Below are 23,191 nucleotides of genomic sequence, written 5' to 3'. Positions count from 1 at the left end.
GAGCCGCCGCCCCAGGTCGCGCTCGCCGCGCCGCGCTCGCGGAGCGCGGGCGCCCCTGCCGCCGCCGCGGCCCCCGCGCCGGCGCCGCAGTCCGCTGCGAAGGTGGCGGAGGCGGGCCCGAGGTCGGGTCACCCGGAGGCGGCGCTCGCACGCTACGCGTCGCTCCGCGCCGCGGGCTCGCTCTCCGGCGAGGTCCGCACCTTCCCCGGCTGCGAGGGGGAGTCCTGGCGCAAGGTGGAGCGCGACGCGCAGGGCCGGACCGTGAAGTACGTCCGGGAGGGGCACGTCGCCGGCCACCATCTCCGGGTCGAGCACCTGTTCGGCGCCGACGGCGCGCTCGCGGCCGTGCGGGTGATCGACCTCGAGCGCGGCGTTCCCGTGGACGCGGGCGCGCTCGGGCTCACAATCCCGCGCGACGCGACCGAGGCCGCCGCGGACGCGCCCCCGCGGTGCGAGCGCTGACGCCGCCCGGGCGCGCCGCTCAGGGCTGCTCGGGCACGAGCTCGATCCGGCGCCAGGCGCCCGCGCGGAAGCGCAGCCAGAGCACGAGCGCGAGGAGCGCGAGGTAGAGCACGAGCCAGCCGACCGCGACCGCCTCGCCGGCCCCGAGCCAGCGCACCGAGATCCAGCTCCCCGGCACGAACACCGCCCAGCCGATCGCGACGCGCAGCCACATGACGATCGCCGTGTCGCCCGCCGCGCGGAGCCCCTCCCCGAGCACCATGGCGGCGGCGTCGAAGAGCTGCCACGCCGCAGCCAGCAAGAGCACGCGCCGCCCGATCACGTGGAAGGCGCCTTCCGGGCTGGCGCCGGGCGCGAAGGGGGAGAGGATGACCTCCGGGGCGACGAGGTAGAGCAGCCCCACGAAGAGCTGCCAGGTGGCGCCCACCGCGAACGTGACCGCCAGGAGGCGCGGGACACGGTCCTTGTGCGCGGCGCCGATCGCCTGTCCGACGAGGATCGCGCCCGCGCTGGCGAAGGCCAGCGAGGGCATGAACGCGATCGTGTTCACCTGGAGGACGGCCATCATCGCCGCCAGCGGCGTCGTCCCGAGGCCGGCGAAGACGACGTTCACGAAGAACACGAAGGCGAGGAGCTCGAAGAACCAGGTGAGGCCCGACGGCACGCCGAAGCGGAGGACGCGCCAGAGCTCGCTCGCGCGGAGCCGGCCCGTCCCCATCCTGCGCCCGTCCCGCACGAACCCCGCCGCGAGCCCGAGGAACGCCACCGCCGTGGAGAGCGTGCTCGCGAGGGCCGCGCCCGCGACGCCGAGGGCGGGGAGCCCCAGGTGGCCGTCGATGAGGAGCCAGTTGCCGGCGACGTTCAGCACCATCGCCGCGACGTTCGCCACCATGGGTCGTCGCGTGTCGCCCACCCCGCCGTAGTAGCCCGCGAGCGCCTCCATCCCGACCGCGGCGCCCGCGGAGAGGAGCCGGAGCTGGAGGTAGTCGCTCATGAGCGCGCGCACGTCCGGGGCGTAGGCGAAGCGGGCGACGACGTGCGGCGCCGCGGCCGCGCCGAGGATCCCGAGCGCCTGCGCCCCCGCCGCGACGGCGAGGCCGTACCAGCCGAACCGGCGCGCGCCCGCGAGATCCCCCCGCCCGAAGAGCTGCGCGGAGAAGCTCTGGACGATGAAGACGATCCCCATCGGCAGGATGAAGACGCACAGCGCGTTCGTCGCGCCGGTGGTCGTCGCCGCGAGCGCCGCCTCGCCGAGGTGCGCGACCATCACCGCGTCGGCGATGCCGACGACCGCCTGGGTGGCGCGGGAGATGACGATGGGCCAGGCGAGCGCGACGAGCGCGCGCAGGGTCGCGCCGAGCCCGGCGGCGCGCGTGCCGCTGGCCGGCAGCTCGGAAGCGTCCATCGGCGGGCAGGGTACCCGCCCCGCGCCCCCTCCGGAAGCGCGCGCCGCCCGGGCGTGTCCCCGCCGGGCCTTGGGCCGGCCCTGCGGCGGCGCGCTACAGTCGCGGTATGGCGCGCATCCTCTACGGGGTCGCCGGGGAGGGGATGGGGCACGCGATCCGCTCGCGCGTGGTCATCGACCACCTGTCGCGCTCCCACGACGTCCAGGTGGTCGTCTCCGGGCGCGCGCATGGGTACCTCAAGTCGCTCGAGCGCGCTCGCCTGGGAGTGAACAAGATCTGGGGGCTCTCGATCGTGTACGAGGACAACGAGGTGCGGAACTTCCGGACCGTCCTCGCGAACGTCAAGGGCGCGGCGCTCGGGGGCTGGCCGCGCAACGTGAAGGCCTACTTCGACCTCGCCCGGGAGTTCCGGCCGGACGTGGTCGTCTCCGACTTCGAGAGCTGGAGCCACCTGTTCGCGCGGATGCACGGGATTCCGTGCATCTCGGTGGACAACAACCAGATCGTGAACCGCGGCGACCACCCGCCGGAGGTGATCGCCGGGCACGAGGCCGAGTACCTCGTCGCGAAGGCGGTCGTGAAGGCGAAGCTGCCGGGCTGCTTCCACTACCTCATCGCGACGTTCTTCCAGCCGGAGCGCCTCAAGCGGCGCACGACGCTGCACCCGCCCGTGCTCCGCCCCGAGATCCTCGCCTCCCGGCCCGAGCGCGGCGAGCACCTCCTCGTCTACCAGACCTCCACCTCCAACGAGGCGCTGCCCGAGGTCCTGCGCCGCTCCGGCCGCGAGTGCCGCGTCTACGGGCTCCGCCGTGACCTCGTCGCCGACGCGCGCGACGGAAACCTCCTCTGGCGGCCGTTCAGCGAGCCGGTCTTCATCGAGGACCTGCGCACGGCGGGCGCGGTGGTGTCGGGCGGATCCTTCACGCTCATGAGCGAGGCGGTGTATCTCCACAAGCCCATGCTCGCCGTCCCCGTGAAGCGCCAGTTCGAGCAGATCCTGAACGCCCGCTACCTCGAGCGGCTCGGCTACGGCGTCGCCGCCGGGTCGATCGACGACGCCGTGCTCGCCGGGTTCCTCGCGCGCCTCCCCGAGCTCGAGCGCGGCCTCGCCGCGTACCACCAGGACGGGAACCGCGACCTCCTCGCGAAGCTCGACGAGACCCTCGCGCGCGCGCTCGGCCCCGGCGCGGCAGCTCCGCTCGCCTGAAGGTTCCACGCGCATGCGCCTCCGCGTCGTCGCCGTCGGCAGGGATCGCTCCGGGCTCTACGCGCCGGCGATCGAGGAGTACGCGAAGCGCCTCGGGCGCTACGCGAGGTTCGAGCTCGTCGAGGTCCCCGAGGCGCGCAAGCACGCCGGGACCGCCCAGGCGAAGGAGGAGGAGGCGGTGTCGCTCCTCGCGAAGCTCGGCCCGCGCGAGCGGGTCGTCGCGCTCGACGAGCGCGGGGCGGAGTGGACGAGCGTTCAGCTCGCGGAGCGGGTGCGGCGCTGGACCGAGGGCGGCCGGGACGTCGCGCTCGTGATCGGCGGCTCGGACGGCCTCTCCCGCGCGGTGCTGGAGCGCGCCGAGGAGACGCTCGCGCTCTCGCGCATGACGCTCGCGCACCGGCTCGCGCGGCTCGTGCTCGTGGAGCAGCTCTACCGCGCGATGACGATCCTCCGCGGCGAGCCGTACCACAAGTGAGGGGCTGCGGCGCACGATCCCGGGCCTGCGGCGGGCCTCCTCGCGCCCGTCATACACGTCCGCCACGGCTCCCCGCGGCCGGCGGGGCGTTCTTCCTTGTGGCCGCCTGGGCGCATCCCTAACATCACGCGACACGCCGTCCGACCGGAGGAACCCGTGACGAAGCCGAAGCCCGTCCTGCTCGTCGTCCTCGATGGCTGGGGCCTCCGCGTCGAGCGCGAGGCGAACGCCATCGCGGTGGCGGGCACCCCGAACATGGACGCCCTCCTCCGCGAGTACCCGCACACCGCCATCGAGACGAGCGGGCTCTCGGTCGGCCTCCCGGAGGGCCAGATGGGCAACTCCGAGGTGGGCCATACGAACCTCGGCGCGGGCCGGATCGTCTACCAGGACCTCGTGCGCATCAACCGCGCGATCGAGGACGTGTCGTTCTTCAAGAACGACGCGCTCCTCCTGGCGTGCCGGCGCGCCAAGGAGAACGGCGCGGCGCTCCACCTCATGGGCCTCCTCTCCGACGGCGGGGTGCACAGCCACATCGAGCACCTCTTCGCGCTCCTCGAGCTCGCGCGCCGCGAGGGCGTGCCGCAGACCTTCGTCCACGCGTTCATGGACGGGCGCGACACCCCGCCGAAGAGCGGCCTCGAGTACATGGCCCGCCTCGAGAAGCGGCTGCGCGACACCGGCTACGGCAAGGTCGCGACGGTCTCCGGGCGCTACTACGCGATGGACCGCGACAAGCGCTGGGATCGCGTGGAGCTCGCCTACCGGGCGCTGGTGAAGGGCGAGGGCCAGCGCGCGGGGAGCGGCGTCGCCGCGATGGAGGCGGCCTACGGCCGCGGCGAGACCGACGAGTTCGTGAAGCCCACCGTGGTCGTGAACGGCGACGGCAAGCCCGTCGGCGCGGTGCGCGACGGCGACGCGATCCTATTCTTCAACTTCCGGGCGGACCGCGCGCGCGAGATCACCCGCGCGCTCGCCGGCGAGGGCTTCAAGGAGTTCGACCGCGGCCCGGCCCTCCGGCTCTCCGCCTACGTGTGCATGACCGAGTACGACAAGACGTTCCCTCACCCGGTCGCCTATGCGCCGCAGGACCTCACCGAGATCTTCCCCGAGATCGTCTCGCACGCCGGGCTCGCGCAGCTCCGCTGCGCGGAGACCGAGAAGTACGCGCACGTCACCTTCTTCTTCAACGGCGGGCGGGAGACGGTCTACCCGGGCGAGGACCGGATCCTCGTGCCGAGCCCTCGCGACGTGAAGACCTACGACGAGAAGCCGGAGATGAGCGCGCGCGAGGTGACGGACAAGCTCGTGGCGGCGCTCGGCACCGGCAAGTACGGCTTCGCGCTCGTGAACTACGCGAACCCGGACATGGTCGGGCACACCGGGATCCTCGACGCCGCGGTGAAGGCGGTGAAGGTCGTCGACGAGTGCCTCGGCCGGTTGTGGCAGGCGGCGAAGGCGCAGCGGATGGCGATGATCGTCACGGCGGACCACGGCAACTGCGAGCTGATGACCGACCCGCAGACCGGGGAGCCGCACACCGCCCACACGCTCAACCCGGTGCCGTTCATCCTCGCCGACCCCGACTTCCGCGGCGCGAAGCTCCGGGCGAAGGGCGTGCTCGCCGACGTCGCCCCGACCGCGCTGCAGGTGATGGGGCTCCCGCAGCCGAAGGAGATGAAGGGGCTCGGGCTCCTCCTGCGATGAGCGGGGAGGGGTCGAGCGACGGGCGCTTCCGGGTCGCCGCCGCGCTCCGCGGCGTCGCCACGGCGCTCCTCGAGCTCGTCTACCCTCCGCGCTGCGCCGCCTGCGGAGGCGCGGTCGCCGCCGAGCCGTTCTGCCCGGTGTGCGGGGAGGCCGTCGATCCCGTCCCGGAGGGCTGCCTTCGCTGCGGCCTCCCCGGCCCGGACCCGCTCTGCGGCGCCTGTCGCGCCGACCCGCCCGCGTTCGACGCCGTCCGCGCGGGCGGGCTCTTCGGCGGGCCGCTCGCCGACGCGATCCACGCCTTCAAGTACGGGGGGCGGCCCGCGCTCGCGCGCCCGCTCGGCGCGTGGCTCGCGCGCGCCGCCCCGCTCCCACCCGGCGCGCTCGTCGTCTCAGTGCCGCTCGCTCGCGGGCGGCGCATCGCGCGCGGCTACGACCAGGCCGCGCTGCTCGCCGACGCGCTCGCCCGCGCCGCCGGCGCCCGCGACCGACGCCTCCGCGGCGCGCTCCTGCGGACCCGCGAGACGCCGCCGCAGGTGGGAAGGACGCGCGCCGAGCGGAACCGCAACGTGGCGGGCGCGTTCAGCGCGGCGAGGCCCGCCGAGCTCGCCGGAAGGGACGTCGTGCTCGTCGACGACGTCGTCACCACCGGCGCCACCGCCGACGCGGCGGCGCGCGCGCTCAAGGGCGCGGGCGCGCGGTCGGTCGTCGTCCTCGCGCTCGCGAGGGCGGACTAGGGGCGGAGGCGGGGGCGGAGGTCGCGGTCGCGGTCGGGGCGAGCTGGGGCCGGTCGACGTCGAAGTTTCGACGTCGCGTCGGGGGATCGCCTTCCGGAATCGGCATGCCCCGCGTCCCCCCGCGGTTACACTGCGCGGGATGCCTCGCCCCCTCGCCGCCCTGCTCGCACTCGCGCTCGTCGCTCCGCTCCCCGCCGCCCGCGCTGCCGGAGGGCCGCCCGGCGCCAAGGCCGCGGATCCGGGGGCGGCGCTCCGCGCGGATGCCGCCGCGGCGCTCGCGCGCGACCGGCGCGGGCCGCGCGGGATCGTCGCGCTCGCCGAGCTCGAGGCGCTGGAGGACGAGGCTCCGGAGCTCGCTCCCCTCGCCGTCGCCTACGCCGCGGCGATCGAGGATCGCGCCGCCGATCCCGAGGTCCGCGCGCTCGCGCGCCAGAGGCTCGCCGGCCTCGAGCGCTCGCGCGGGAACCTCCAGCGCAGCGCCGCCCAGGTGCGCCGGCTCGGGTTCGTGACGCGCTGGCAGCTCGTCGGCCCGTTCGACGACGAGGGGAAGCGCGGGCTCGAGACCGCGTACCCGCCGGAGAAGTCGCCCGATCTCGCCGCGCGCTACGAGGGGAAGCTCGGTGAGGTGGCCTGGCGGCCCCTGCCCGACGAGGCGGTGGTGCACGGCTTCGTCGATCTGGGCGCGGCGCTGCGTCCGGCGCGCGAGGTGGTCGCCTACGCGCTCGCGCTCGTGGAGGCGCCGCGCGACGAGCGGGTCGCGCTGTGGCTCGGCGCGAGCGGCGCCTCGCAGGTGTGGGTGAACGGCGCGGTGGCGCTCTCCGATCCCGGCTACCATCCGGCGCGCCTCGACCAGCGCGGTGCGATGGTGACGCTCAGGCGCGGCACGAACCGGATCCTGGTGAAGCTCTGCCACCAGGGGGGGCGGATGGGCTTCTTCCTCCGGCTCGCCGACGAGCACGGCGAGGGTCGCGCGTTCGCGACCGGCTCGCCCGGCGCTCCCGCGCCCGAGGCTGGCGCGAGGCCGGCGCCGATCGCCGACGCGGTGAAGCGGCTCGAGGCCATCGCGCACGCCGCGAAGGGCGCGCGCGCCGAGGCCGCGGCGCGGCGGGATCTCGCCCTCGCGCTCGCGGAGCGGCAGGCGGCGGACTTCGAGGAGCGCCGGCCCGCCGTCGAGGCGCGCCGCGCGGCAGAGCTCGCGCCGCGCGACGCCGCGGTGCAGCTCGTCGCGGCCTCGCTCGAGGAGGACCACGCGCGGCGCAGGAGCCTCGTCGAGGCGGCGCTCGCGGCGCGGCCCGACGATCCGCGTGCGCTCGCCGCGCTCGCCCGCGAGGAGCTCGATCAGGGCCGGCCGCACGCGGCGGTGCGGCTCCTCGACCGCGCCATCGCGCTCGCCCCGCGCTGGGCGGCCCCGCGCGTCGATCGTGCCGAGGCGCTCGACCGGGCCGGCCTGGAGGTGGGCGCGGTGCGCGCCGCCGCCGAGGCGGCGGACGCGTTCCCGACCACCCCCGCCGCGGTGCGGGCTGCCGCGCGCGCGGCGGGTCGCCTGAGCCGCAACGCCGAGGCGGTGTCACGCTACCGCACGCTGCTCGCGCTCCGGCTCGACGACGCCGAGGCGCGCGGCGCGCTCGCGCACCTCCTCGTGGAGCAGGGCGACGTGGCGGGAGCGGGGGCGCTCCTCGCGGAGGGGCTCCGGCTCGACCCGGCGGACGGCGAGCAGCGGCTGCGGCTCGCCGATCTCCTCGCCGCGAACGGCCACGCCGAGGAGGCCGAGGCGGCGTACGCCGCCGCGCTGCGCGTCGCGCCGGACGACGCCGACGCGCTCGAGCGCCGCGGGCGCTCGCGGCTCGCCGCCGGGCGCGCCCAGGACGCCCTCGTGGACCTGCACGCCGCGCTCGAGCTCCGGCCGCAGTCGCCCGAGCTGAAGGAGCTCGTGCGCAGCCTCGAGCCCGCCCGCGAGCGCTTCGAGACGCCCTACCTGCTCGACGCGCGCGCGCTCGCCGCCAAGGCCCCGGCGCCCGCCGCCGACGACGACGCGATCGTCCTCGGCGAGCTCAAGGTCACGCGCGTCTTCCCCTCCGGGCTCTCCGCGACCTTCTACCAGCGCGTGGTGAAGATCGTGAACGCCCGAGGGGCGGAGGCGTTCCGGCGCCACGTCATCGACTGGACGCCCGACCGCCAGGACGCGCGCGTCGAGCGGGTCCGCGTCGTGAAGCCCGACGGCACCACCGTCGAGACGCACGACGCTTCGGAGCGGAGCGCGAGCGAGCCCTGGTACCGGCTCTACTACGACACCCGCACGCGGACGCTGTCGTTCCCGGCGCTCGCCGCCGGGGACGTGCTCGAGGTCGCCTGGCGCATCGAGGACACCGCCGGCGAGAACCTGCTCTCCGACTACTTCGGCGACCTCACCTTCCTGGACGACACCACCCGCAAGGCCCGCGTGGACTACGTGCTCCTCGTCCCCGAGGCGCGGCCCATCTTCTCGAACGCGCCCGAGGGCGTGCGCCACGACACCCGGAAGCTGCCGGGCGGGCTCGTCGAGCACCGCTTCAGCGCGCGCGACCTCGAGCCGATCCGGCCCGAGCCGGGCATGCCGGGCTGGAGCGAGATCGCCCGCTACGTACACGTCTCCACCTACGGTGACTGGGACCAGGTGGCGCAGTTCTACTGGGGGCTCGTGAGGGATCAGCTCCGGCCCACGAACGAGCTCCGCGCGACCGCCGCGCGCATCGTCGAGGGCGCGCTCGGGACGGCCGGCGCGCGCCTCACCCCCGCCGCCGCGCAGGCCGGTCCGCCCGCCGTGGCGCCCCCGCGAGGCGGCTGGACGCTCGAGCAGAAGCGCGCCATCGTCCGCGGCGTCTACGACTTCGTCGTCTCGCAGACCCGCTACGTGGGCCTCGAGTTCGGGATCCACGGCTACAAGCCGTACCGGGTCGACCAGGTGCTCCAGCGGCGCTTCGGCGACTGCAAGGACAAGGCGAGCCTCGTCCACGCGCTGCTCGCCGCCGCCGGGATCGACTCGCGGCTCGTGCTCCTGCGCATGCGGCGCCTCGGGCGCATGCCCGAGACGCCCGCGTCGCTCGCGGTGTTCAACCACGCCATCGCCTACGTGCCCGACCTCGACCTGTGGCTCGACGGCACCGCCGCCTACTCCGGCTCGGGCGACCTGCCCGGCGAGGATCGCGGCGCGACCGTGCTCGTCGTGAACCCGGGCGCGAAGGCGGGCTTCGGCACGATCCCGGAGGCGCGCCCGGAGGACAACCGCGTCGAGAGCCGGTTCGAGGTGACGCTCGCGGCGAACGGCGGGGCGGCGGTGCGCGGCAGCTCGCGCGTCCGCGGCGCGCAGGCGCCGCAGTACCGGCGCGCCTACCTCGCCGAGCACGACCGGCGCGCCCAGCTCGAGCGCGCCTTCGGCCGAACCTTCCCGGGGGCGGAGGTGACGAGCCTCGACGTGTCGGACCTCACCCGCATCGAGGAGGAGGTCGCGATGAGCTTCACCCTCGACGTGCCGCGCTACGCGCTCGCGGACGGGAGCGGCCTGCGCTTCACGCCCTTCGGCGACGCGGCCGGCTACGCGGAGTCCTACGCCGCCCTCTCCGCGCGGAGGTACGACCTCGTGTTCGGCGAGCCGGCCGTGACCCGCTTCACCTATCGTTACGTATTGCCGAAGGGGTGGAGGGTCGTCGAGCTGCCCGAGGCCGCCGCCGGCGAGACGCCGCACGGTGCCTTCGAGGTGCGCTACCGCCGCGAGGCGGACGCGCTCGTCGCCGAGGGACACGTCACCTTCAAGACGGCGCGCGTCGCGGCGGCGGAGTACCCCGCCTTCCGCGAGCTCGCCGCGAGGATCGACCGCGCCTTCGCGCGGAAGGTCCGGATCGCCCCGGCCGTGGCCGGGGAGGGCTCTCGATGACCACCGTCCGTCCGCTCCGCTCCCGCGGTCTCCTCGCCGCGGCGCTCCTCGCCGCCGCGCTCGGCTGCGCCGGTCCGCGCGCCGGCGGCCCTGGCCCCGGCGCCTCGGGCGTCGCCCGCCCCGCGGAGGCGCTCGTCGTCCGCAACGACCTCGCCGCCGCGCAGGCCGGCGTCTCCCGCGCGCTCGCGCGCCGGGGGCGGGATCCCTGGACGCACCTCGGCGCCGCGCTCCTCGCGCGCCGCGCGCTCGACGCCGCGGGCGAGGTCCGGCACCTCGTCGCGATCGCCGCGGCGGCGCCCTCCGATCCGCTCTCGCTCGTCGCGCTGCGCCGGCTCTCCGAGCTCGCCGAGGAGTCGCCCGAGCGCGGCGCGGAGATCGAGGCCGGGCTCGCGCCCCTCGTGGAGGGCAGGCGCCTCGCAGGGCTCGCCGCTTACCGCGCCCGCATCGCGCGGGTGACCGCGGCGGAGGTCCGGGGCGACCACGCGCGCGCCGCCGCGCTCCGGCGCGCGAACGGCGCCGTGACCGCCTGGTCGCTCGCGGGGCCGTTCGGTCGCTACCACGCGCTCGAGCTCGACTCGCGCTTCCCTCCCGAGGACGGGACGCTGCCCGATGCCGCGCCCGCGCCGGCGGGGCTGCCGCCGCGCCCGACGCGCACGCTCCCCGCGCCGGACGGCACGGTCACGCTCGAGGGCGAGCCGCCCGACGCCGACGTCTTCTACCTCGCCGCCGACGTGACGCTCGCGCGCGGGGGGCGCTATCTGCTCACCGTCGGCACCGCCCTCTCGGCGAAGGTCTCCATCGACGGCGCGGCCGTCCACGAGCGGCGCGACTTCGCGGGGGCGCCCTCCACCCTCGCGCACCTGCCGCTCGAGCTCGCGCCGGGCGCGCATCGCGTCCTCGTGAAGCTCACCCGCGGGCCCGCGTCCCGCACCGGCCTGCACGTCGCGCTCACGCGCGAGGACGGCGCCCCCTCGGACGCCGAGTTCGCGCCCTCGCGGCCCGGCTCCGCGTCCCCCTCGCGCGCCGCGCCGCGGGTGGGCGCGCCGGTCGGCGGCCCTGCCGCGCTCGCCTCGGCGCTCGAGCCCGCCGCCGGCTTCGCGCTCGCCGCCCTCCTCGCCGCGCGCGACGCGACGCAGGTGGACCGCGAGGGGGCGAAGGCGCTCCTCGCCAGGGCGATCGCCCGCGTGCCCGCCTCCGCGACGCTGCGCGTCGCGCGGGCCGTGGCGACTCAGGACGACGACACGCTCGACGACCAGGTCGCGCGCGCGCGCGCCGAGGCCGACCTGCGCGAGGTGCTGCAGCGCGACCGGGACGACCCCGAGGCGCGCGTGCTGCTCGCGGAGCTCCTCCGGCGCTCCGAGCGGCTCGACGACGCCGACGGGGTGATCGCGGGGCTCGCCCCGCAGGCGGCGGCGCGTGGCGCCGCGCTCGAGGTCAAGGCCCGCGTGGCCGAGGCGCGCGGGCTCGGCGTCCTCGCCGAGGGCCTCGCGGTGAAGGCGCTCGCGGAGAGCGGCCGCTGCGGCGCCGCCGATCTGGCCTACGCGCTCGCCGGGCGGCGCCGGGCGGTGGCGGACGAGGACGCCCGCCTCCGCGCCGTCGCCTCGTGCCGGGACGGCGCCACCCGCGTCGCCGAGCACCTGCGCCGGCGTGGGGACGCGCGCGGCGCCGCCGAGGCGCTCGCGGCGCTCACGGCGGCCCGGCCGTGGTCCATCGAGCCGGCCCTCTCGCGCGCGGGCGCGCTCGTCGGGGCCGGCGACGCCGCCGGCGCGGCGGAGGCGCTCCGCACGCTCGCGGAGATCTGGCCGCGCAGCCCGCGCGTCGCGAAGAAGCTCGCCGACGTGCGAGAGCTCGCCGGGGACGTCGCCGCCGCGCGCGCGCTCCGCGAGCGCGCCCTGCTCCTCGACGGCGCGGACCTCGCGCTCCGGCGCGCCCTCGCGCTCCAGGACGGACACGAGGTGCTCGAGGGCACCGCGGAGGACGGCAAGGCCGCGATCCGCGCGTACGAGCGCGCGCGTCCCCGCGACGCGACGTCCGCGGCGATGGTGCTCGACGCCGCCGCGATCGAGGTCCTCCCTGGTGGCGCCGCGATCGAGCGGACGCACCAGGTCGTGAAGGTGCTCGACCAGCAGGGCGTCGAGGAGTTCGGCGAGGTCACGGTCCCGCATGGCGCGGACGTGCTCGTGCTCCGCACCGTGAAGCCCGACGGCCGCGCGGTCGAGCCGGAGCGCGCCGGCGCGTCCAAGGGATCGGTGTCCCTGGGCGGCCTCGAGCCGGGCGACTACGTGGAGGTGGAGCACCTGCGCGCGGTCCCCGGCGTGGGCGGAGGCTACGTCGCCGACCCGTTCTACTTCCAGGTGGCGGGCGTGCCGCTCTTCCGCTCCTCCTACGTGGTGACGGCGCCGGAGGGGCTCGGCCTCGGGGTGGACGCGCACGGAATGCCGGCGCCGGAGGTGAAGCGCGAGGGGGGCCGCGAGGTGATGCGCTCGCTGCGGACCGAGGTGCCCGCGTTCGTTCCCGAGCCGGGGGCCGTCCCGATGCAGGAGTACCTGCCGTTCGTGCAGGTCGGGGCCGGCGCCGACCGCGCCGCCATCCAGCGGGCCCTCGGCGACGCGGCCCTCGAGCGGACGAAGCCCACCGAGGAGCTCCGCGCCGTCGCCCGGGAGATCCGCGCCGCGGCGGGGCAGGGCGCCCCGCCGGCCGCGCTCGCGCGAGCGGCCTACGCGCGCGTCGCGCGGACGGTCCTCGGCTCGACGAGCTCGCTCGGCGAGGACGCGAGCGCGGTCCTGTCGCGCGGGCGCGGGAGCCGGCTCGTGGTGCTGAAGGCGCTCCTCTCCGAGCTGGGCCTGCGCACGCGCCTCGCGTTCGCGCGCCCGTTCTCCGCGAGCGCCGTCGCCTATCGCTTCCCGAACCCCGCCGAGTTCACCCAGCCGCTCCTGCGCGTCGAGGCGGGGAAGGAGACCTTCTGGCTCGACCCGTCGCTCAGGCTCGCGCCGTTCGGCGCGCTGCCGTCGAGCGTCCTCGACGTGGACGCGCTCGTCCTGCCCGAGCCGGGCGACGCGCTCGAGGTGGCCCACACGCCCGCGCGCGCGCTCGTCCCCGAGGAGCGCCAGGTGGCGGTGCGGATCGCGCTCCGGGCCGACGGCGGCGCCGACGTGGAGGGGGTCGATCGCTACTTCGGCGCGATGGCCGCCGCCGCCAAGGCGGCGCTCGAGAAGCTCGATGCGACCGAGCGGCGCCAGGCCGTGGAGGCGATGGTCTCGCGCACGTTCGGCGGGTTCACGATCCAGGACGTGACGATCGAGGGCGAGGACGATCCGGCCGCGCCGCTCGGGATCCGCTGGCGCGGCTCCGCGCCGGAGCTCGCCCGTCCGGCGGACGGCGGCGTCGTGGTCGACGCGCAGCTGTTCCCGGCGCGGCTCGCCTCGCGCTACGTGCAGGTCGCCTCGCGGCGCACCGCGCTCCTCCTGCCGACGCCGGAGCGCGGCACGTCCCGGGTCGAGATCGTCGCGCCCGAAGGGCTCTCGGCGCGCGCCTCGGCGGGGCGCAAGGTGGAGACGCGGTTCGGCACCTTCGAGCGCACCGAGCGCGCCGACGGCCGGACCCTCGTGCGGGAGGAGCGGATCGACCTCGCCCGCGGGCGGATCGCGCCCGAGCAGTACCGGGACTTCGCCGGCTTCGCGGCCGCGGTCGACGCCATCCAGGACGACCCTGCGGTCTTCCGGCCCTGACGTGGACGGGGGCGCAGCCTCAGGATTCATCACATCTCAGGGCCGACCGCCCGGAGGGCCGTCCGCCGATCGACGGGCATATGGATGCGCACATCGGACTCGGGCATCGACGAGGTGGGATCGCGCTGTCCGGGCACGGTTCCGAGCGGCCCAGCCGGAGTGGCGGGTGCAGGCGAGCGTCTCTCCACCGAGAGCGTCTTGCCGTGGGCGCTCGCGCCCCCACGCGCGGAGGCGAGCCCGGAAGCGGCGCATGAGCTTGCGCTAATTCACTGACCGTGACAGCTATCGCCAGAGGTAGCGCCGAGCGTCTTACGCCCTACCTGGAGATGTGAACAATCCGTCCCAGTTGCGGTGCGTGAAGGAATGCCCTTGACTGCTCCCCGCGAAGTTCCGCTCCGGGGTTCGAGGCGGCGAGCCAGGGCCGCTCACGCGCGCGCAGCTGGGCCAGGCGCGCGCGTTCGACCGCGGCAGGGGGTCGCCGAGGGCACACCGAGAAATACCGCGCTCGCGCGAGCCTGGAGCGCCTCCGGAGCTCTCGAAATCGCGTGTTACGAAGGGTGCATCTGGAGGTGCACTCCATGTCCGCGCCCGTCCCCGCTTCCCTCGACTCGAACGTCCTCGCCGTTCGCCTGCGCGAGCTCGCCGGAGAGGAACGAAACGTCCAGGTGGACTTCCTCCTTCACCTCGACGAGTTCGACCAACGGCGCGCCTTCGTCGAGGCGGGGCATGCCTCGCTCTGGGCCTATTGCCTGAAGGTCCTCCACCTCCGGGAGGGGGCCGCCGGCCGGCGCATCCAGGCCATGCGCGTGCTGCGCCGGTTCCCGAGCCTCGAGGGGCCGTTGCGCGATGGGCGCCTGTGCCTCTCCACCGTCGGGCTCCTCGGTCCGGTGCTCACCGACGAGAACGCGGACGACCTCGTCGCGCGCGCCGCGTACCGGACCCGCGCCGAGGTCGAGCACCTCGTCGCCTCCATCCATGCCCGCACCGCGCCGCGAGCGGGGATCCGCAAGCTCCCGGAGCGCGAGCCCGCCAGGGCGAGCGCGGCGCTGCCGCTCACGGCGCCGGAAGCCGGCGGGGAGCGCGCCGAGCCGTCGAGCGGAGCGCCCGCACCCGCAGCGCCGGTGCCCGACACGCGCTCGACGTCGCCGGCCACCCGCGAGGTCGCGAGCGAGAGGCCGAGGCGCAGGTCGGAGACCGTGGCGGTCACCGAGAGCCACTGGTCGCTCCGCGTCACCCTCGACCGCGCCTGCAAGGAGGACCTCGAGACGCTCCGGTGCCTTCTCTCGCACAAGATCCCGGACGGCGACCTGGCGGCGGTGCTCCACGAGGCGATCCGCTGCGCCATCGACAAGCACGGCAAGCGCAAGGGCGCGGTGGCGCCGGAGCGGAAGACGCAGCGCCCGGAGCCGACCGCGGCGACGTCCCCGGAGGCGACCGCGGCGACGTCCCCGGAGGCGACTTCCACGATCCCGGCGATAGTGCGCCGCGCGGTGTGGAAGCGCGACGGCGGGCGCTGCGCCTGGGTCGGTCCGAACGGGTGTCGCTGCAACAGCCGCTGGAAGCTCGAGCTCGACCACATCCAACCCGCCGCGCTCGGGGGGCCCTCGACGATCGACAATCTTCGGCTCGTCTGCCGAGCTCATAACCTGCTTCACGCCGAGAGGATCTTCGGACGCACGCACATGGAAGGCTTCCGCCGCCACGCGGGCGCCGGACCGACGCCGCTGGAGCGCGCTGGCGGAGCACCCCCGCGTCCCGCCATGCAGCTGGGAATGTGGGCGCCGTGAGGCTTGCGCGCGCCAACGAAGGACGAGTGACGCTGCGCACGGACGGCGCTCGCGCGGCCGCGCGCCGGTGCGACGGCTCTCCAGTTGCGGTCGGGCCGAACGTCGCGACGCCGCGCCTCCGCCAAGCGTCCGACCCCTTGGCCCGGGTCCCCGCGGTCAACGCTCGCCGCGCGCTTGCCGCCCGCGTACCGCTCTCCGGAGGGCGCGTTCCCGGGCCGCACGAGCTCACCTCGTCGATGCCCCACCGGCCTGCGCGCTGGGCCGCTCGTCGAACGGCAACCGCGTGCACGGTCGCATCCCAAGGAAGTGATGAATGATGAGGGCACAGCCCCCCGGTGGGATTCCCTCAGCTCGCGCTCTCGCCCGGCGGCAGCGCGTCCACGAACCGCACGTCCCCGAACCCGAGCGAGAGGAGCAGCGCCCGGATGTGCCGCTCGGCCGAGGCGCGCGCCCGCGCCTTCAGCGCCACGTCCGCGTCGACCTCCCGCTCGAAGGCGATCTTGGCGAGGTCGAGCAGCCGCGCCGTCTCGGCGGAGTCGAGGTTCGAGCCGAGGATCTCGGTCTCGCCGGGGCGGAGCGCGATGGTGGTGCGGATGGGCGGGAGCACCACGTCGACGCGCCGCCCCTGGACGCCCACGCTCGTGGCGTTCAGCCGCTCGAGGTCGAGGGTGAGGTAGGCGTCGGCGAAGACGATGGCCTTCCCCTTCGGCGCGGCGATCGTGTGGCGCAGCCAGCCCGAGACGTCGCCCCACAGCGAGTCCGCCTGCGTGGGCTCGGGCTCGAAGCTCACCTTCTTGTAGAGCCGCACCTCGAGCGTCTCGAGGCGCGCGATCTCGCGGATCTGGGTCGCGACCGCGGGCGGCGACGGCAGCGGACGCTCGCGCGGGAGCATCCAGAACACCACGGCGATCCCGGCGCCGATCGAGAGGCCGAGGATGACGAGCGCGAGGAGGCGACGCATGGGGGAGCATGCTACCGCGGCAGGTGCTGCGGTGCCCGCCGGCGATCGGTGCGCGCCGCTGCGCGAGGCTCCCACCTCCACCGCCCCCCGCGCGCGCCCCTCGGATGGGCCGAGCCGGACGCTCCCGCCGGGCGCATGATCCGCCGGATGCGCCTCCCGCTCCCCCGCGTGCTCGCCTGTGCCGTGCTCCTCACAGCCGCGTGCGCCGCCGCGCAGCGGGAGGCGCGCCTGCGCGAGGCGCTCGACGCGCAGACCATCGCGCGGCCGCTCGCCGAGGTCTGGCCCGTGGCGCTGCGCCTCCTCGACGAGCGCGGCTACGACCTCGCGAACGACGACCGCGTCTCGATCGGCAAGGCGCCGCTCACCACCGCGTCGCGGTACCTCTCCCAGGCTCGCGAGACGCGCACCGCGAAGGGCGGCCGCTGGGTCGCGGAGACCGATCTCGACATGTCGGACGTGCGCTACCGGATCGAGGGGACGGACCTCGGCGGCGCGTGCCGCGTCTCCTTCTTCCGGATCGCGGGCACGCTCGAGGCGCGCGACGAGCGCGAGCACCGGGACGCCGACCTCGAGCTCGAGCTCGTGCGGCGCGTCGATCCCGCCGCCGCGGCGCGACTGGACGAAGCCGCGCGCTGAGGGGCGGCCCGGGAGCTCGTCGCGACCTCCGAGCGCCTCACCGGGCGCGGCGAGCGGTCCGCTTCGCCGGCCGGGCCGTCGTCCGCTTCCCGGGCGCGCGCGCTTTCCCGTCCTTCCGCGCGCGCGCCTCCTTCGCCGCCCGCGCGCGGAGCGCCGCGTCGACGGCGAGCCGCGCCCAGGGGAGCATCGCCTCGGGCTCCTCGTGCGCGCCGTCGGGCGGCTGGAAGTAGCTCGTCTGCTCCACCCTGCCGTCCCGGCGCGGGTACACCCACGCCTTGCAGCCGGCCTCCACGAAGCGCGACCGGGTCTCGGCGTCGGTCTTGAGGAACAGCTCGTCGTCGTCGAGGAGCCCGAACATCGCGCCGCCCACGTAGAGCCCGTGCCCGCCGAACATCCGGCGGGCCTCGACGGGCCCCGCGAGCGAGAGGAGGTCGAGCGCGTGATCCACGAAGGTCGGGGTGTTCGCCATGTCCACGCTCTCCTACTCGAGGAGCCGCTCCGCGATCGAGGTGTGGAGGTCCAGGCCGCGGCTCGTGAGGACGAGCGCGCCCGCGCGGCGGACCGCGAGCCGGTGCGCGACGAGCCCCTCGGCCTCGCGCGCCTGCGCGGGCGAGAGGGACGCGAGCGGCACGCCCTCGCGCGTGCGCAGCCCGAGCATCAGCCGCTCGTTGCGGTCCGCGACCGGATCGATGCGGTCCTCCTCCGCCGTCGGGACGCGTCCGGCCAGGGCGGCGTCGAGATAGGCCCGCGCGTCGCGGAGGTTCCCGTACCGGTACGAGCCGCCGTCGCCGCGCAGGCAGCCGTACGCGCCGGCCCCGAGGCCGAGGTAGCTCTCGGCGCTCCAGTAGAGCCGGTTGTGCAGCGACTCGCGGCCGGGCCGGGCGAAGTTCGAGATCTCGTAGCGGCGCAGCCCGGCGCGGCGGAGCTCCGCGCGGATCGCGGCGGCCTGGGCGGTGGTGTCCTCGTCCGAGGGGAGCGGGAGCCGTCCCTCGCGGCGCAGGCGCGCGAGGGGCACCTCCTCCGCCATGACCTCGGGGTCGAGCGTGAGCGCGTAGGCCGAGACGTGCGTCGCGCCGGCCGCCGCGGCCCGCGCCGCGTCCTCCCGCGCGATCGCGACCGTGGAGCGGCGCGCTCCATAGATGAGGTCGACGCTCACGTTCCCGAGCTCCTCCGCCGCCTCCCGGATCGCGCGCTCCGCCGCGTCGGGGCCGTGCCTCCGGCCGAGCTTCGCGAGGACGCCCGGATCGAACGACTGCGCCCCCACGGACACGCGGTTCACGCCCGCCGCGCGCCAGGCGCGGAGCTTCGCCCGGTCGGTCGACTCCGGGTTCGCCTCGATCGTCACCTCGGCCCGGGCGGGCAGGGCGAAGCGCTCGCGCAGGGCGGCGAGGAGAGCCGCCACCTCGTCCGGATCCCACAGGGACGGGGTGCCGCCGCCCAGGTACACGCTCACCGCCGCGATCCCGTCGAACTCGGGCGCGCGCCGCGAGAGCTCCGCCGTGAGCGCCGCGAGGTACCTGCGGCCCTCGGGCGGCCGTTCGGTCGAGACCGCGAAGTCGCAGTACGGGCAGTGGTGCGCGCAGTAGGGGAAGTGCACGTAGATGCCGAAGCGGCGCGCCATCGTTCATTCATAGCGCGGTGCGGCGTGCGGATCCCGGCCTCGGAGCCCGGCGGAAGGCGGGCGTGAGAGGCTGACCCGAGAGTCGACATCCCGGGGGAGACGTGGTTTCTTGACGCCCCGCAACCCGGAACCGTGTCGCGAGGACCCCGAATGGCCGAGTTCGCCACCCCGCCCCCGCCGCCGAAGGACTTCAAGCCCTACATCGCCGACGACACCCGGATCCCCGAGTTCACGCCCAAGGCGATCATCGCAGGCGCGTTCTTCGGGATCCTCTTCGGTGCCGCGACCGTGTACCTCGCCCTCAAGGCGGGCCTCACCGTGTCGGCCTCGATCCCGATCGCGGTCATCGCCATCTCGCTCGGGCGGAAGTTCCTCAAGACCTCCATCCTCGAGAACAACATCATCCAGACGGCGGGCTCGGCGGGCGAGTCGATCGCCGCCGGCGTGGTGTTCACGCTGCCCGGGTTCCTCTTCCTCTCCGCCGACCCCTCGACCAAGCTCTCGATCGGCGCGGGCTACTTCGACTACATCACGCTGTTCGCCTTGTCGCTCGTGGGCGGCATCCTCGGCGTCCTGATGATGATCCCGCTGCGCCGCTCCCTCATCGTGAAGGAGCACGGCGCGCTGCTGTACCCGGAGGGCACCGCCTGCGCGTCCGTGCTCATCGCCGGCGACAAGGGCGGGGAGTTCGCGAGGACCGCCTTCCAGGGCGTCGGGCTCGCGCTCGGCTACGCCGTGCTGCAGAAGGTCTTCCACGTCATCGCCGAGACCCCGGCGTGGGTGACGCGCCAGACCAACAAGTGGCTGCCGAACGCGACGGTGAACGGGGAGATCACGCCCGAGTACCTGGGCGTCGGCTACATCATCGGGCCGCGCATCGCGGGCGTGCTCGTCGCGGGCGGCGTGCTCGCCTGGCTGGCGCTCATCCCGCTCCTCTCCGTGCTCGTGCCCGCCGACGTCATGGCCGAGCAGCTCGTGAAGCTCGGGAACATGAAGGACCTCGCCACCGCCGGCGGCCCCGGCGGCTGGGATCCGGCGACGCACACCTTCGCGAACCTGCCGAACGCGGTCTATCGCGCCTACATCCGCCAGATCGGCGCGGGCGCGGTGGCGGCGGGCGGGTTCATCACGCTCCTCAAGACCTTGCCCACCATCTGGGCCTCGCTCCGCGACTCGATCCGCTCGCTCGGCGACAAGGCCGCCGCCGCCGGCGTGCGCCGCACCGAGCGCGACCTCTCCTTCCTCACCGTCATCATCGGCAGCGTCGGGCTCGTCCTCCTGCTCGTCATGCTCCCGCAGGTCCCGGGCAAGTCGGTCCTCCAGAAGCTGCTCGTCGCGCTCCTCGTCATCGTCTTCGGCTTCATCTTCGTCACGGTCTCGTCGCGCATCGTCGGCCTCATCGGCTCGTCGTCGAACCCCATCTCCGGCATGACCATCGCGACGCTCATGGCGACGGCGATGGTGTTCGTGGGCGTGGGCTGGACCGGCTCCGCCTACGAGCCGCTCGCGCTCGTGGTGGGCGGCATGGTCTGCATCGCCGCGGCGAACGCCGGCGCGACGAGCCAGGATCTCAAGACCGGCTATCTCGTCGGCGCGACGCCCCGGTACCAGCAGATCGCGCTCTTCGTCGGCGCGGTCTTCTCGGCGCTCGTCATCGGCCTCACCGTGAAGGTGCTCGACACGCCGACCGCGGAGCTCGCCGCGCAGGGCGTGCAGCACATGATCGGGACGGAGAAGTTCCCGGCCCCGCAGGCGACGCTCATGGCGACGCTCATCAAGGGCCTCCTGTCCCTGAACCTCGACTGGCACTTCGTGCTGGCCGGCGCGTTCTTCGCCCTGACGATGGAGCTCTGCGGCGTGAAGTCGCTCTCCTTCGCGGTCGGCCTCTACCTGCCGCTCTCGACGACGCTCCCGATCTTCGTGGGCGGCGCGCTGAAGGGCGTGGTGGACTGGCTCGCGGCGCGCCGTGGCGAGGCCGCCGAGGAGGGCGAGCTCGGCGGCGGCAGCCTGTTCGCGACCGGCCTCGTCGCCGGCGGTGCGCTCACCGGCGTCATCGTCGCGCTGCTCAACGTGAACGACGGCGTGAACCGCTTCATCGAGAAGACGCTCAACATGGAGCCGCGCATCAGCGGCGTGATCGGCGAGGGAGGCTTCCAGCTCCTCGGCGTCCTCTTCTTCGCCGGCCTCGCGCTCGCGCTCTTCCGCGCCGCGCGGAGGTCGCAGCCGAAGCCGCCGACGGTGGCCTGAACGATCTAACCGGGGGCCGCGCGGCTCTTGCCGGGGGACGCACACGGCGCGTCCCCCGGATCCCCGGCTCGCTCCACCGGGCCGTCGCCGGCAGGCCTACCCGTCGCGGTGGACGGCGTCGATCGAGAAGGCCGGGATGCAGACGGCGAGGTACTCGGCGCCCTCGGGCGTGCTGTAGCGCACCCACTCGCCCCGCGGCGCGTGGACCGCCTGGCCGGGGCGCACCTCGAGCGCGCCGCTCCGCGTCTCGACGCGCAGCGCCCCGCCGAGCACGACGGTGTACTCGTCGAACTCCGGCGTCTGGCCGGGCTCCGCCCACCCGGGCGGGCTCTTCATGCGCGCGACGCTCACGCCCGCGCCGCCGGTGGCGACGCGCCCGAAGAACTCCTCGATGAGCTTCGGCGGGTTCCCCGCCGCGGGGACGACGAAAGGGACGGAGACGAGGCGGGCCATCCGCCATCCGTAGCGGCGGGGATCCGCGGCCGCAACCGCGCACGGGTCCCGCAGGCGAGCGCGTCTGAGAGGACGAGGGCGACCCCGACCCGCGACGCGCTCACGACTCCTTGAGCGAGTCGATCTGCTTCTGCAGCTCCTTGTTCCGCTTCTGCTGGCGCGCGACCTCGCCGTTCAGGAAGTCGTTCTCCCCGCGCAGCTCCTCGAGCTCCTCGCCGAGCTTCGCGACCCGCGCCTTCAGCGCGGCGAGCTCCGCCGCGTCGGCCCGCGGGGCGGGCGGCGGTCGGGGCGTCGCCTGCGCCTTCTCGAGCTCCTGCACGCGCTTCTTGAGGGAGAGCTCCGCACGCGCCCGCGACTCGAGGTGCTTCTCGAGCTCCACCATCGCCGCGCGCAACCGTGCCGCCTCGGCCTGGTGTCGCTTCTCCGCCTCCGACGCGTCCGAGGCGAGCGCGCGCCGGCGCTCCTCGCCCTTCTCCTGCGTCCGGCGCGCATCGTCCTCGCGCGCCCCCCGCTCGCGCTCGAGCTCCTCGAGCCGCCGCCGCGCGGCGGCGAGCTCCGACTCGAGCCGGCTCGTCGCCCCTTGCAGCTTCCCGGCGTCCACCGCGAGCCGCTCCTCGGCCCGCGCCCGCTCCGCCGCGGCCGCCTGAGCGGCGCGCGACGCGCTCTCGGCGGCCGCGCTCCGCTGCTGCACCATCTCCTTGAGCGTCGCGACCTCCTTGCGCAGCCGCGCCGCCTCCTCCGCGACCGGCTCGAGCTTCGCGAGCCGGGCGATCTCCGCCTCGAGCCGCTTCGTCCGCTCGCGCTCGGCGTCGGCCTCCCGCCGCACCGCCTCGCCCGCCTTCGCGAGCTGATCGCGCTCCGAGGCGGCCTGCGCGGCGCGCCGCTCCGCGTCGGCCCGCGCCCCTTCCACCCGCGCGAGCTCGCCCTTCGTGCCGACGACCGACGCGCGCCCCTCGTCGAGCGCCGCGGCGAGATCGCGGACTCGCAGCTCCGCCGCATCGAGCTCGGCGACCTTGGCCTCGTAGGCGTGCTCCGCGGCGATCGCCTTCTCGTCGTAGGCGCGCGCCTCGGCCTGCGCCCGGCCGAGCTCCTCCTCGAGCCGCGCGCGCTCGTCGGCCTGCGCCGCCGCGTCCGCCTCGAGCGCCTCGATCCGCCCGCTCGCGTCGGCGAGGTCGGCCGCGGCCGCCTGCGCCCGGCCCTGGGCCTCGTCGAGCTGCGCGCGGAGCGCCTCCGCGTCGCCCTCCGCGGCACGCCGCGCGTCCGCCGCCAGCTCGAGCTTCGCCGCGAGCTCTCCCATGAGCCGCCGCACCTCGCCCGAGAGCGTGTCCCGCTCGCCGGAGATCGCGGCGAGCCGGGCGTCAGCCTCGGCCCGCTCCGCGGCGCGCGAGGATTCGAGCTCCGCCATCGCGCGCGCGTGCGCCTCCTCCGCCTCGGCGCGCGCGCCCTCCAGGCGAGCGCGCTCGTCCGCCCGCTCCGCCTCGAGCGCGGCGACGGCGCGCGCGTGCGCCTCGGCGCGCTCGGCGAGCTCCGCCTCGAGGCGTGCCCGCTCGGCGTCCGCCGTGGCGATCCGCGCCGCCCCGTCCTGCGCGGCGGACTCGCTCTCCTGCATCGTCTCCGACAGCACGTCGGAGAGCGACTGGCGCGTCGCGTCGCTCTCCTCGAGCCGGCGGAGGGCGTCCGCCGCGCGCGCAGCCTGCGCGTCGCCCTCGGCTCGCGCGTCGGCGAGCGCGTGCTCGAGCTCGTCCGTGCGGGCGCGCGCCGCGTCGAGCTCGCGCTGCAGGCCGTCGCGCTCGCCGGCGAGCTCGGCGGTCTGCGCCTTCAGCTCCCCGAACGCGTCACGCGCGCGGGCGATGAAGG

General features: G+C 75.5%; 15 protein-coding genes and 1 pseudogene. 10 read left to right on the top strand and 6 right to left on the bottom strand.

The window, feature by feature from the left end; translation table 11 throughout:
* A pseudogene (locus tag MNY62_RS21740) lies at nt 1-462 on the top strand (anti-sigma factor family protein); the annotation flags it as partial.
* Nucleotides 463-481: 19 nt separating this feature from the next.
* Here the strand turns inward: MNY62_RS21740 and MNY62_RS21735 are convergent.
* Nucleotides 482-1,867, bottom strand: coding sequence for an MATE family efflux transporter (locus tag MNY62_RS21735; protein WP_242346438.1), 1,386 nt, complete (start codon nt 1,865-1,867; stop codon nt 482-484).
* Between the two features lie 107 nt (nt 1,868-1,974).
* On the opposite strand from MNY62_RS21735, the gene MNY62_RS21730 reads away from it, so the two are divergent.
* The 7 genes from MNY62_RS21730 (at nt 1,975) to MNY62_RS21700 (ending at nt 15,416) form a co-directional block, all read left to right on the top strand.
* A complete protein-coding gene (locus MNY62_RS21730; protein WP_242346437.1) occupies nt 1,975-3,075 on the top strand; it encodes an MJ1255/VC2487 family glycosyltransferase in 1,101 nt (366 codons plus the stop codon).
* Between the two features lie 13 nt (nt 3,076-3,088).
* Nucleotides 3,089-3,550 (top strand): 23S rRNA (pseudouridine(1915)-N(3))-methyltransferase RlmH, encoded by a 462-nt coding sequence (rlmH, locus tag MNY62_RS21725; RefSeq protein WP_242346436.1) that lies wholly within the window; start codon nt 3,089-3,091, stop codon nt 3,548-3,550.
* A gap of 156 nt (nt 3,551-3,706) precedes the next feature.
* Entirely contained in the window at nt 3,707-5,257 is a 1,551-nt protein-coding gene (gpmI, locus tag MNY62_RS21720) for a 2,3-bisphosphoglycerate-independent phosphoglycerate mutase (RefSeq protein WP_242346435.1), read from the top strand.
* Entirely contained in the window at nt 5,254-5,991 is a 738-nt protein-coding gene (locus MNY62_RS21715; RefSeq protein ID WP_242346434.1) for a ComF family protein, read from the top strand. Before gpmI ends, MNY62_RS21715 begins: the two co-directional genes overlap by 4 nt.
* A gap of 139 nt (nt 5,992-6,130) precedes the next feature.
* On the top strand, nt 6,131-9,901 hold the full coding sequence (locus MNY62_RS21710) for a DUF3857 domain-containing protein (RefSeq protein ID WP_242346433.1): 3,771 nt from the start codon (nt 6,131-6,133) through the stop codon (nt 9,899-9,901).
* A complete protein-coding gene (locus MNY62_RS21705; RefSeq protein WP_242346432.1) occupies nt 9,898-13,629 on the top strand; it encodes a DUF3857 domain-containing protein in 3,732 nt (1,243 codons plus the stop codon). The genes MNY62_RS21710 and MNY62_RS21705 overlap by 4 nt, the downstream gene beginning before the upstream one ends.
* Nucleotides 13,630-14,207: 578 nt before the next feature.
* Complete coding sequence (locus tag MNY62_RS21700; protein WP_242346431.1) at nt 14,208-15,416, top strand: HNH endonuclease; 1,209 nt, start codon at nt 14,208-14,210, stop codon at nt 15,414-15,416.
* Nucleotides 15,417-15,762: 346 nt separating this feature from the next.
* On the opposite strand, the gene MNY62_RS21695 is transcribed toward MNY62_RS21700, so the two are convergent.
* Entirely contained in the window at nt 15,763-16,377 is a 615-nt protein-coding gene (locus MNY62_RS21695) for a DUF4230 domain-containing protein (RefSeq protein WP_242346430.1), read from the bottom strand.
* A gap of 147 nt (nt 16,378-16,524) precedes the next feature.
* On the opposite strand from MNY62_RS21695, the gene MNY62_RS21690 reads away from it, so the two are divergent.
* Nucleotides 16,525-17,013: a hypothetical protein gene (locus MNY62_RS21690; protein ID WP_242346429.1), complete on the top strand. Its 489-nt coding sequence runs from the start codon at nt 16,525-16,527 to the stop codon at nt 17,011-17,013.
* A 37-nt stretch (nt 17,014-17,050) separates the two neighbouring features.
* Here MNY62_RS21690 and MNY62_RS21685 read toward each other — a convergent pair whose 3' ends face one another.
* Complete coding sequence (locus MNY62_RS21685) at nt 17,051-17,482, bottom strand: TfoX/Sxy family protein (RefSeq protein ID WP_242346428.1); 432 nt, start codon at nt 17,480-17,482, stop codon at nt 17,051-17,053.
* 12 nt (nt 17,483-17,494) lie between these two features.
* A complete protein-coding gene (gene hemW, locus MNY62_RS21680) occupies nt 17,495-18,634 on the bottom strand; it encodes a radical SAM family heme chaperone HemW (RefSeq protein WP_242346427.1) in 1,140 nt (379 codons plus the stop codon).
* 150 nt (nt 18,635-18,784) lie between these two features.
* Between hemW and MNY62_RS21675 the strand changes: the two genes are divergently transcribed.
* Nucleotides 18,785-20,881: an OPT family oligopeptide transporter gene (locus tag MNY62_RS21675; RefSeq protein ID WP_242346426.1), complete on the top strand. Its 2,097-nt coding sequence runs from the start codon at nt 18,785-18,787 to the stop codon at nt 20,879-20,881.
* A gap of 96 nt (nt 20,882-20,977) precedes the next feature.
* Here MNY62_RS21675 and MNY62_RS21670 read toward each other — a convergent pair whose 3' ends face one another.
* Together MNY62_RS21670 and MNY62_RS21665 are read right to left on the bottom strand one after the other, a co-directional pair.
* Entirely contained in the window at nt 20,978-21,334 is a 357-nt protein-coding gene (locus tag MNY62_RS21670; RefSeq protein WP_242346425.1) for a cupin domain-containing protein, read from the bottom strand.
* Between the two features lie 100 nt (nt 21,335-21,434).
* Nucleotides 21,435-23,191 (bottom strand): coiled-coil domain-containing protein (locus MNY62_RS21665; RefSeq protein ID WP_242346424.1); only part of this gene is annotated, 1,757 nt, incomplete at its 5' end.

The sequence above is a fragment of the Anaeromyxobacter terrae genome (assembly GCF_022690685.1).
In the GTDB taxonomy this organism is placed as follows: domain Bacteria; phylum Myxococcota; class Myxococcia; order Myxococcales; family Anaeromyxobacteraceae; genus Anaeromyxobacter; species Anaeromyxobacter terrae.
Note: the sequence above shows the minus strand (reverse complement) of the source record. Positions and strands in the feature narration are given on the sequence as shown.

What these genes read in the sequence shown, in the direction of transcription:
- MNY62_RS21735 (WP_242346438.1), bottom strand. Translation starts at nt 1,867, where the DNA reads ATGGACGCTTCCGAGCTGCCGGCCAGCGGCACGCGCGCCGCCGGGCTC.
- MNY62_RS21730 (WP_242346437.1), top strand. Translation starts at nt 1,975, where the DNA reads ATGGCGCGCATCCTCTACGGGGTCGCCGGGGAGGGGATGGGGCACGCG.
- rlmH (WP_242346436.1), top strand. Translation starts at nt 3,089, where the DNA reads ATGCGCCTCCGCGTCGTCGCCGTCGGCAGGGATCGCTCCGGGCTCTAC.
- MNY62_RS21715 (WP_242346434.1), top strand. Translation starts at nt 5,254, where the DNA reads ATGAGCGGGGAGGGGTCGAGCGACGGGCGCTTCCGGGTCGCCGCCGCG.
- MNY62_RS21710 (WP_242346433.1), top strand. Translation starts at nt 6,131, where the DNA reads ATGCCTCGCCCCCTCGCCGCCCTGCTCGCACTCGCGCTCGTCGCTCCG.
- MNY62_RS21705 (WP_242346432.1), top strand. Translation starts at nt 9,898, where the DNA reads ATGACCACCGTCCGTCCGCTCCGCTCCCGCGGTCTCCTCGCCGCGGCG.
- MNY62_RS21700 (WP_242346431.1), top strand. Translation starts at nt 14,208, where the DNA reads ATGTCCGCGCCCGTCCCCGCTTCCCTCGACTCGAACGTCCTCGCCGTT.
- MNY62_RS21695 (WP_242346430.1), bottom strand. Translation starts at nt 16,377, where the DNA reads ATGCGTCGCCTCCTCGCGCTCGTCATCCTCGGCCTCTCGATCGGCGCC.
- MNY62_RS21690 (WP_242346429.1), top strand. Translation starts at nt 16,525, where the DNA reads ATGCGCCTCCCGCTCCCCCGCGTGCTCGCCTGTGCCGTGCTCCTCACA.
- MNY62_RS21685 (WP_242346428.1), bottom strand. Translation starts at nt 17,482, where the DNA reads ATGGCGAACACCCCGACCTTCGTGGATCACGCGCTCGACCTCCTCTCG.
- hemW (WP_242346427.1), bottom strand. Translation starts at nt 18,634, where the DNA reads ATGGCGCGCCGCTTCGGCATCTACGTGCACTTCCCCTACTGCGCGCAC.
- MNY62_RS21675 (WP_242346426.1), top strand. Translation starts at nt 18,785, where the DNA reads ATGGCCGAGTTCGCCACCCCGCCCCCGCCGCCGAAGGACTTCAAGCCC.
- MNY62_RS21670 (WP_242346425.1), bottom strand. Translation starts at nt 21,334, where the DNA reads ATGGCCCGCCTCGTCTCCGTCCCTTTCGTCGTCCCCGCGGCGGGGAAC.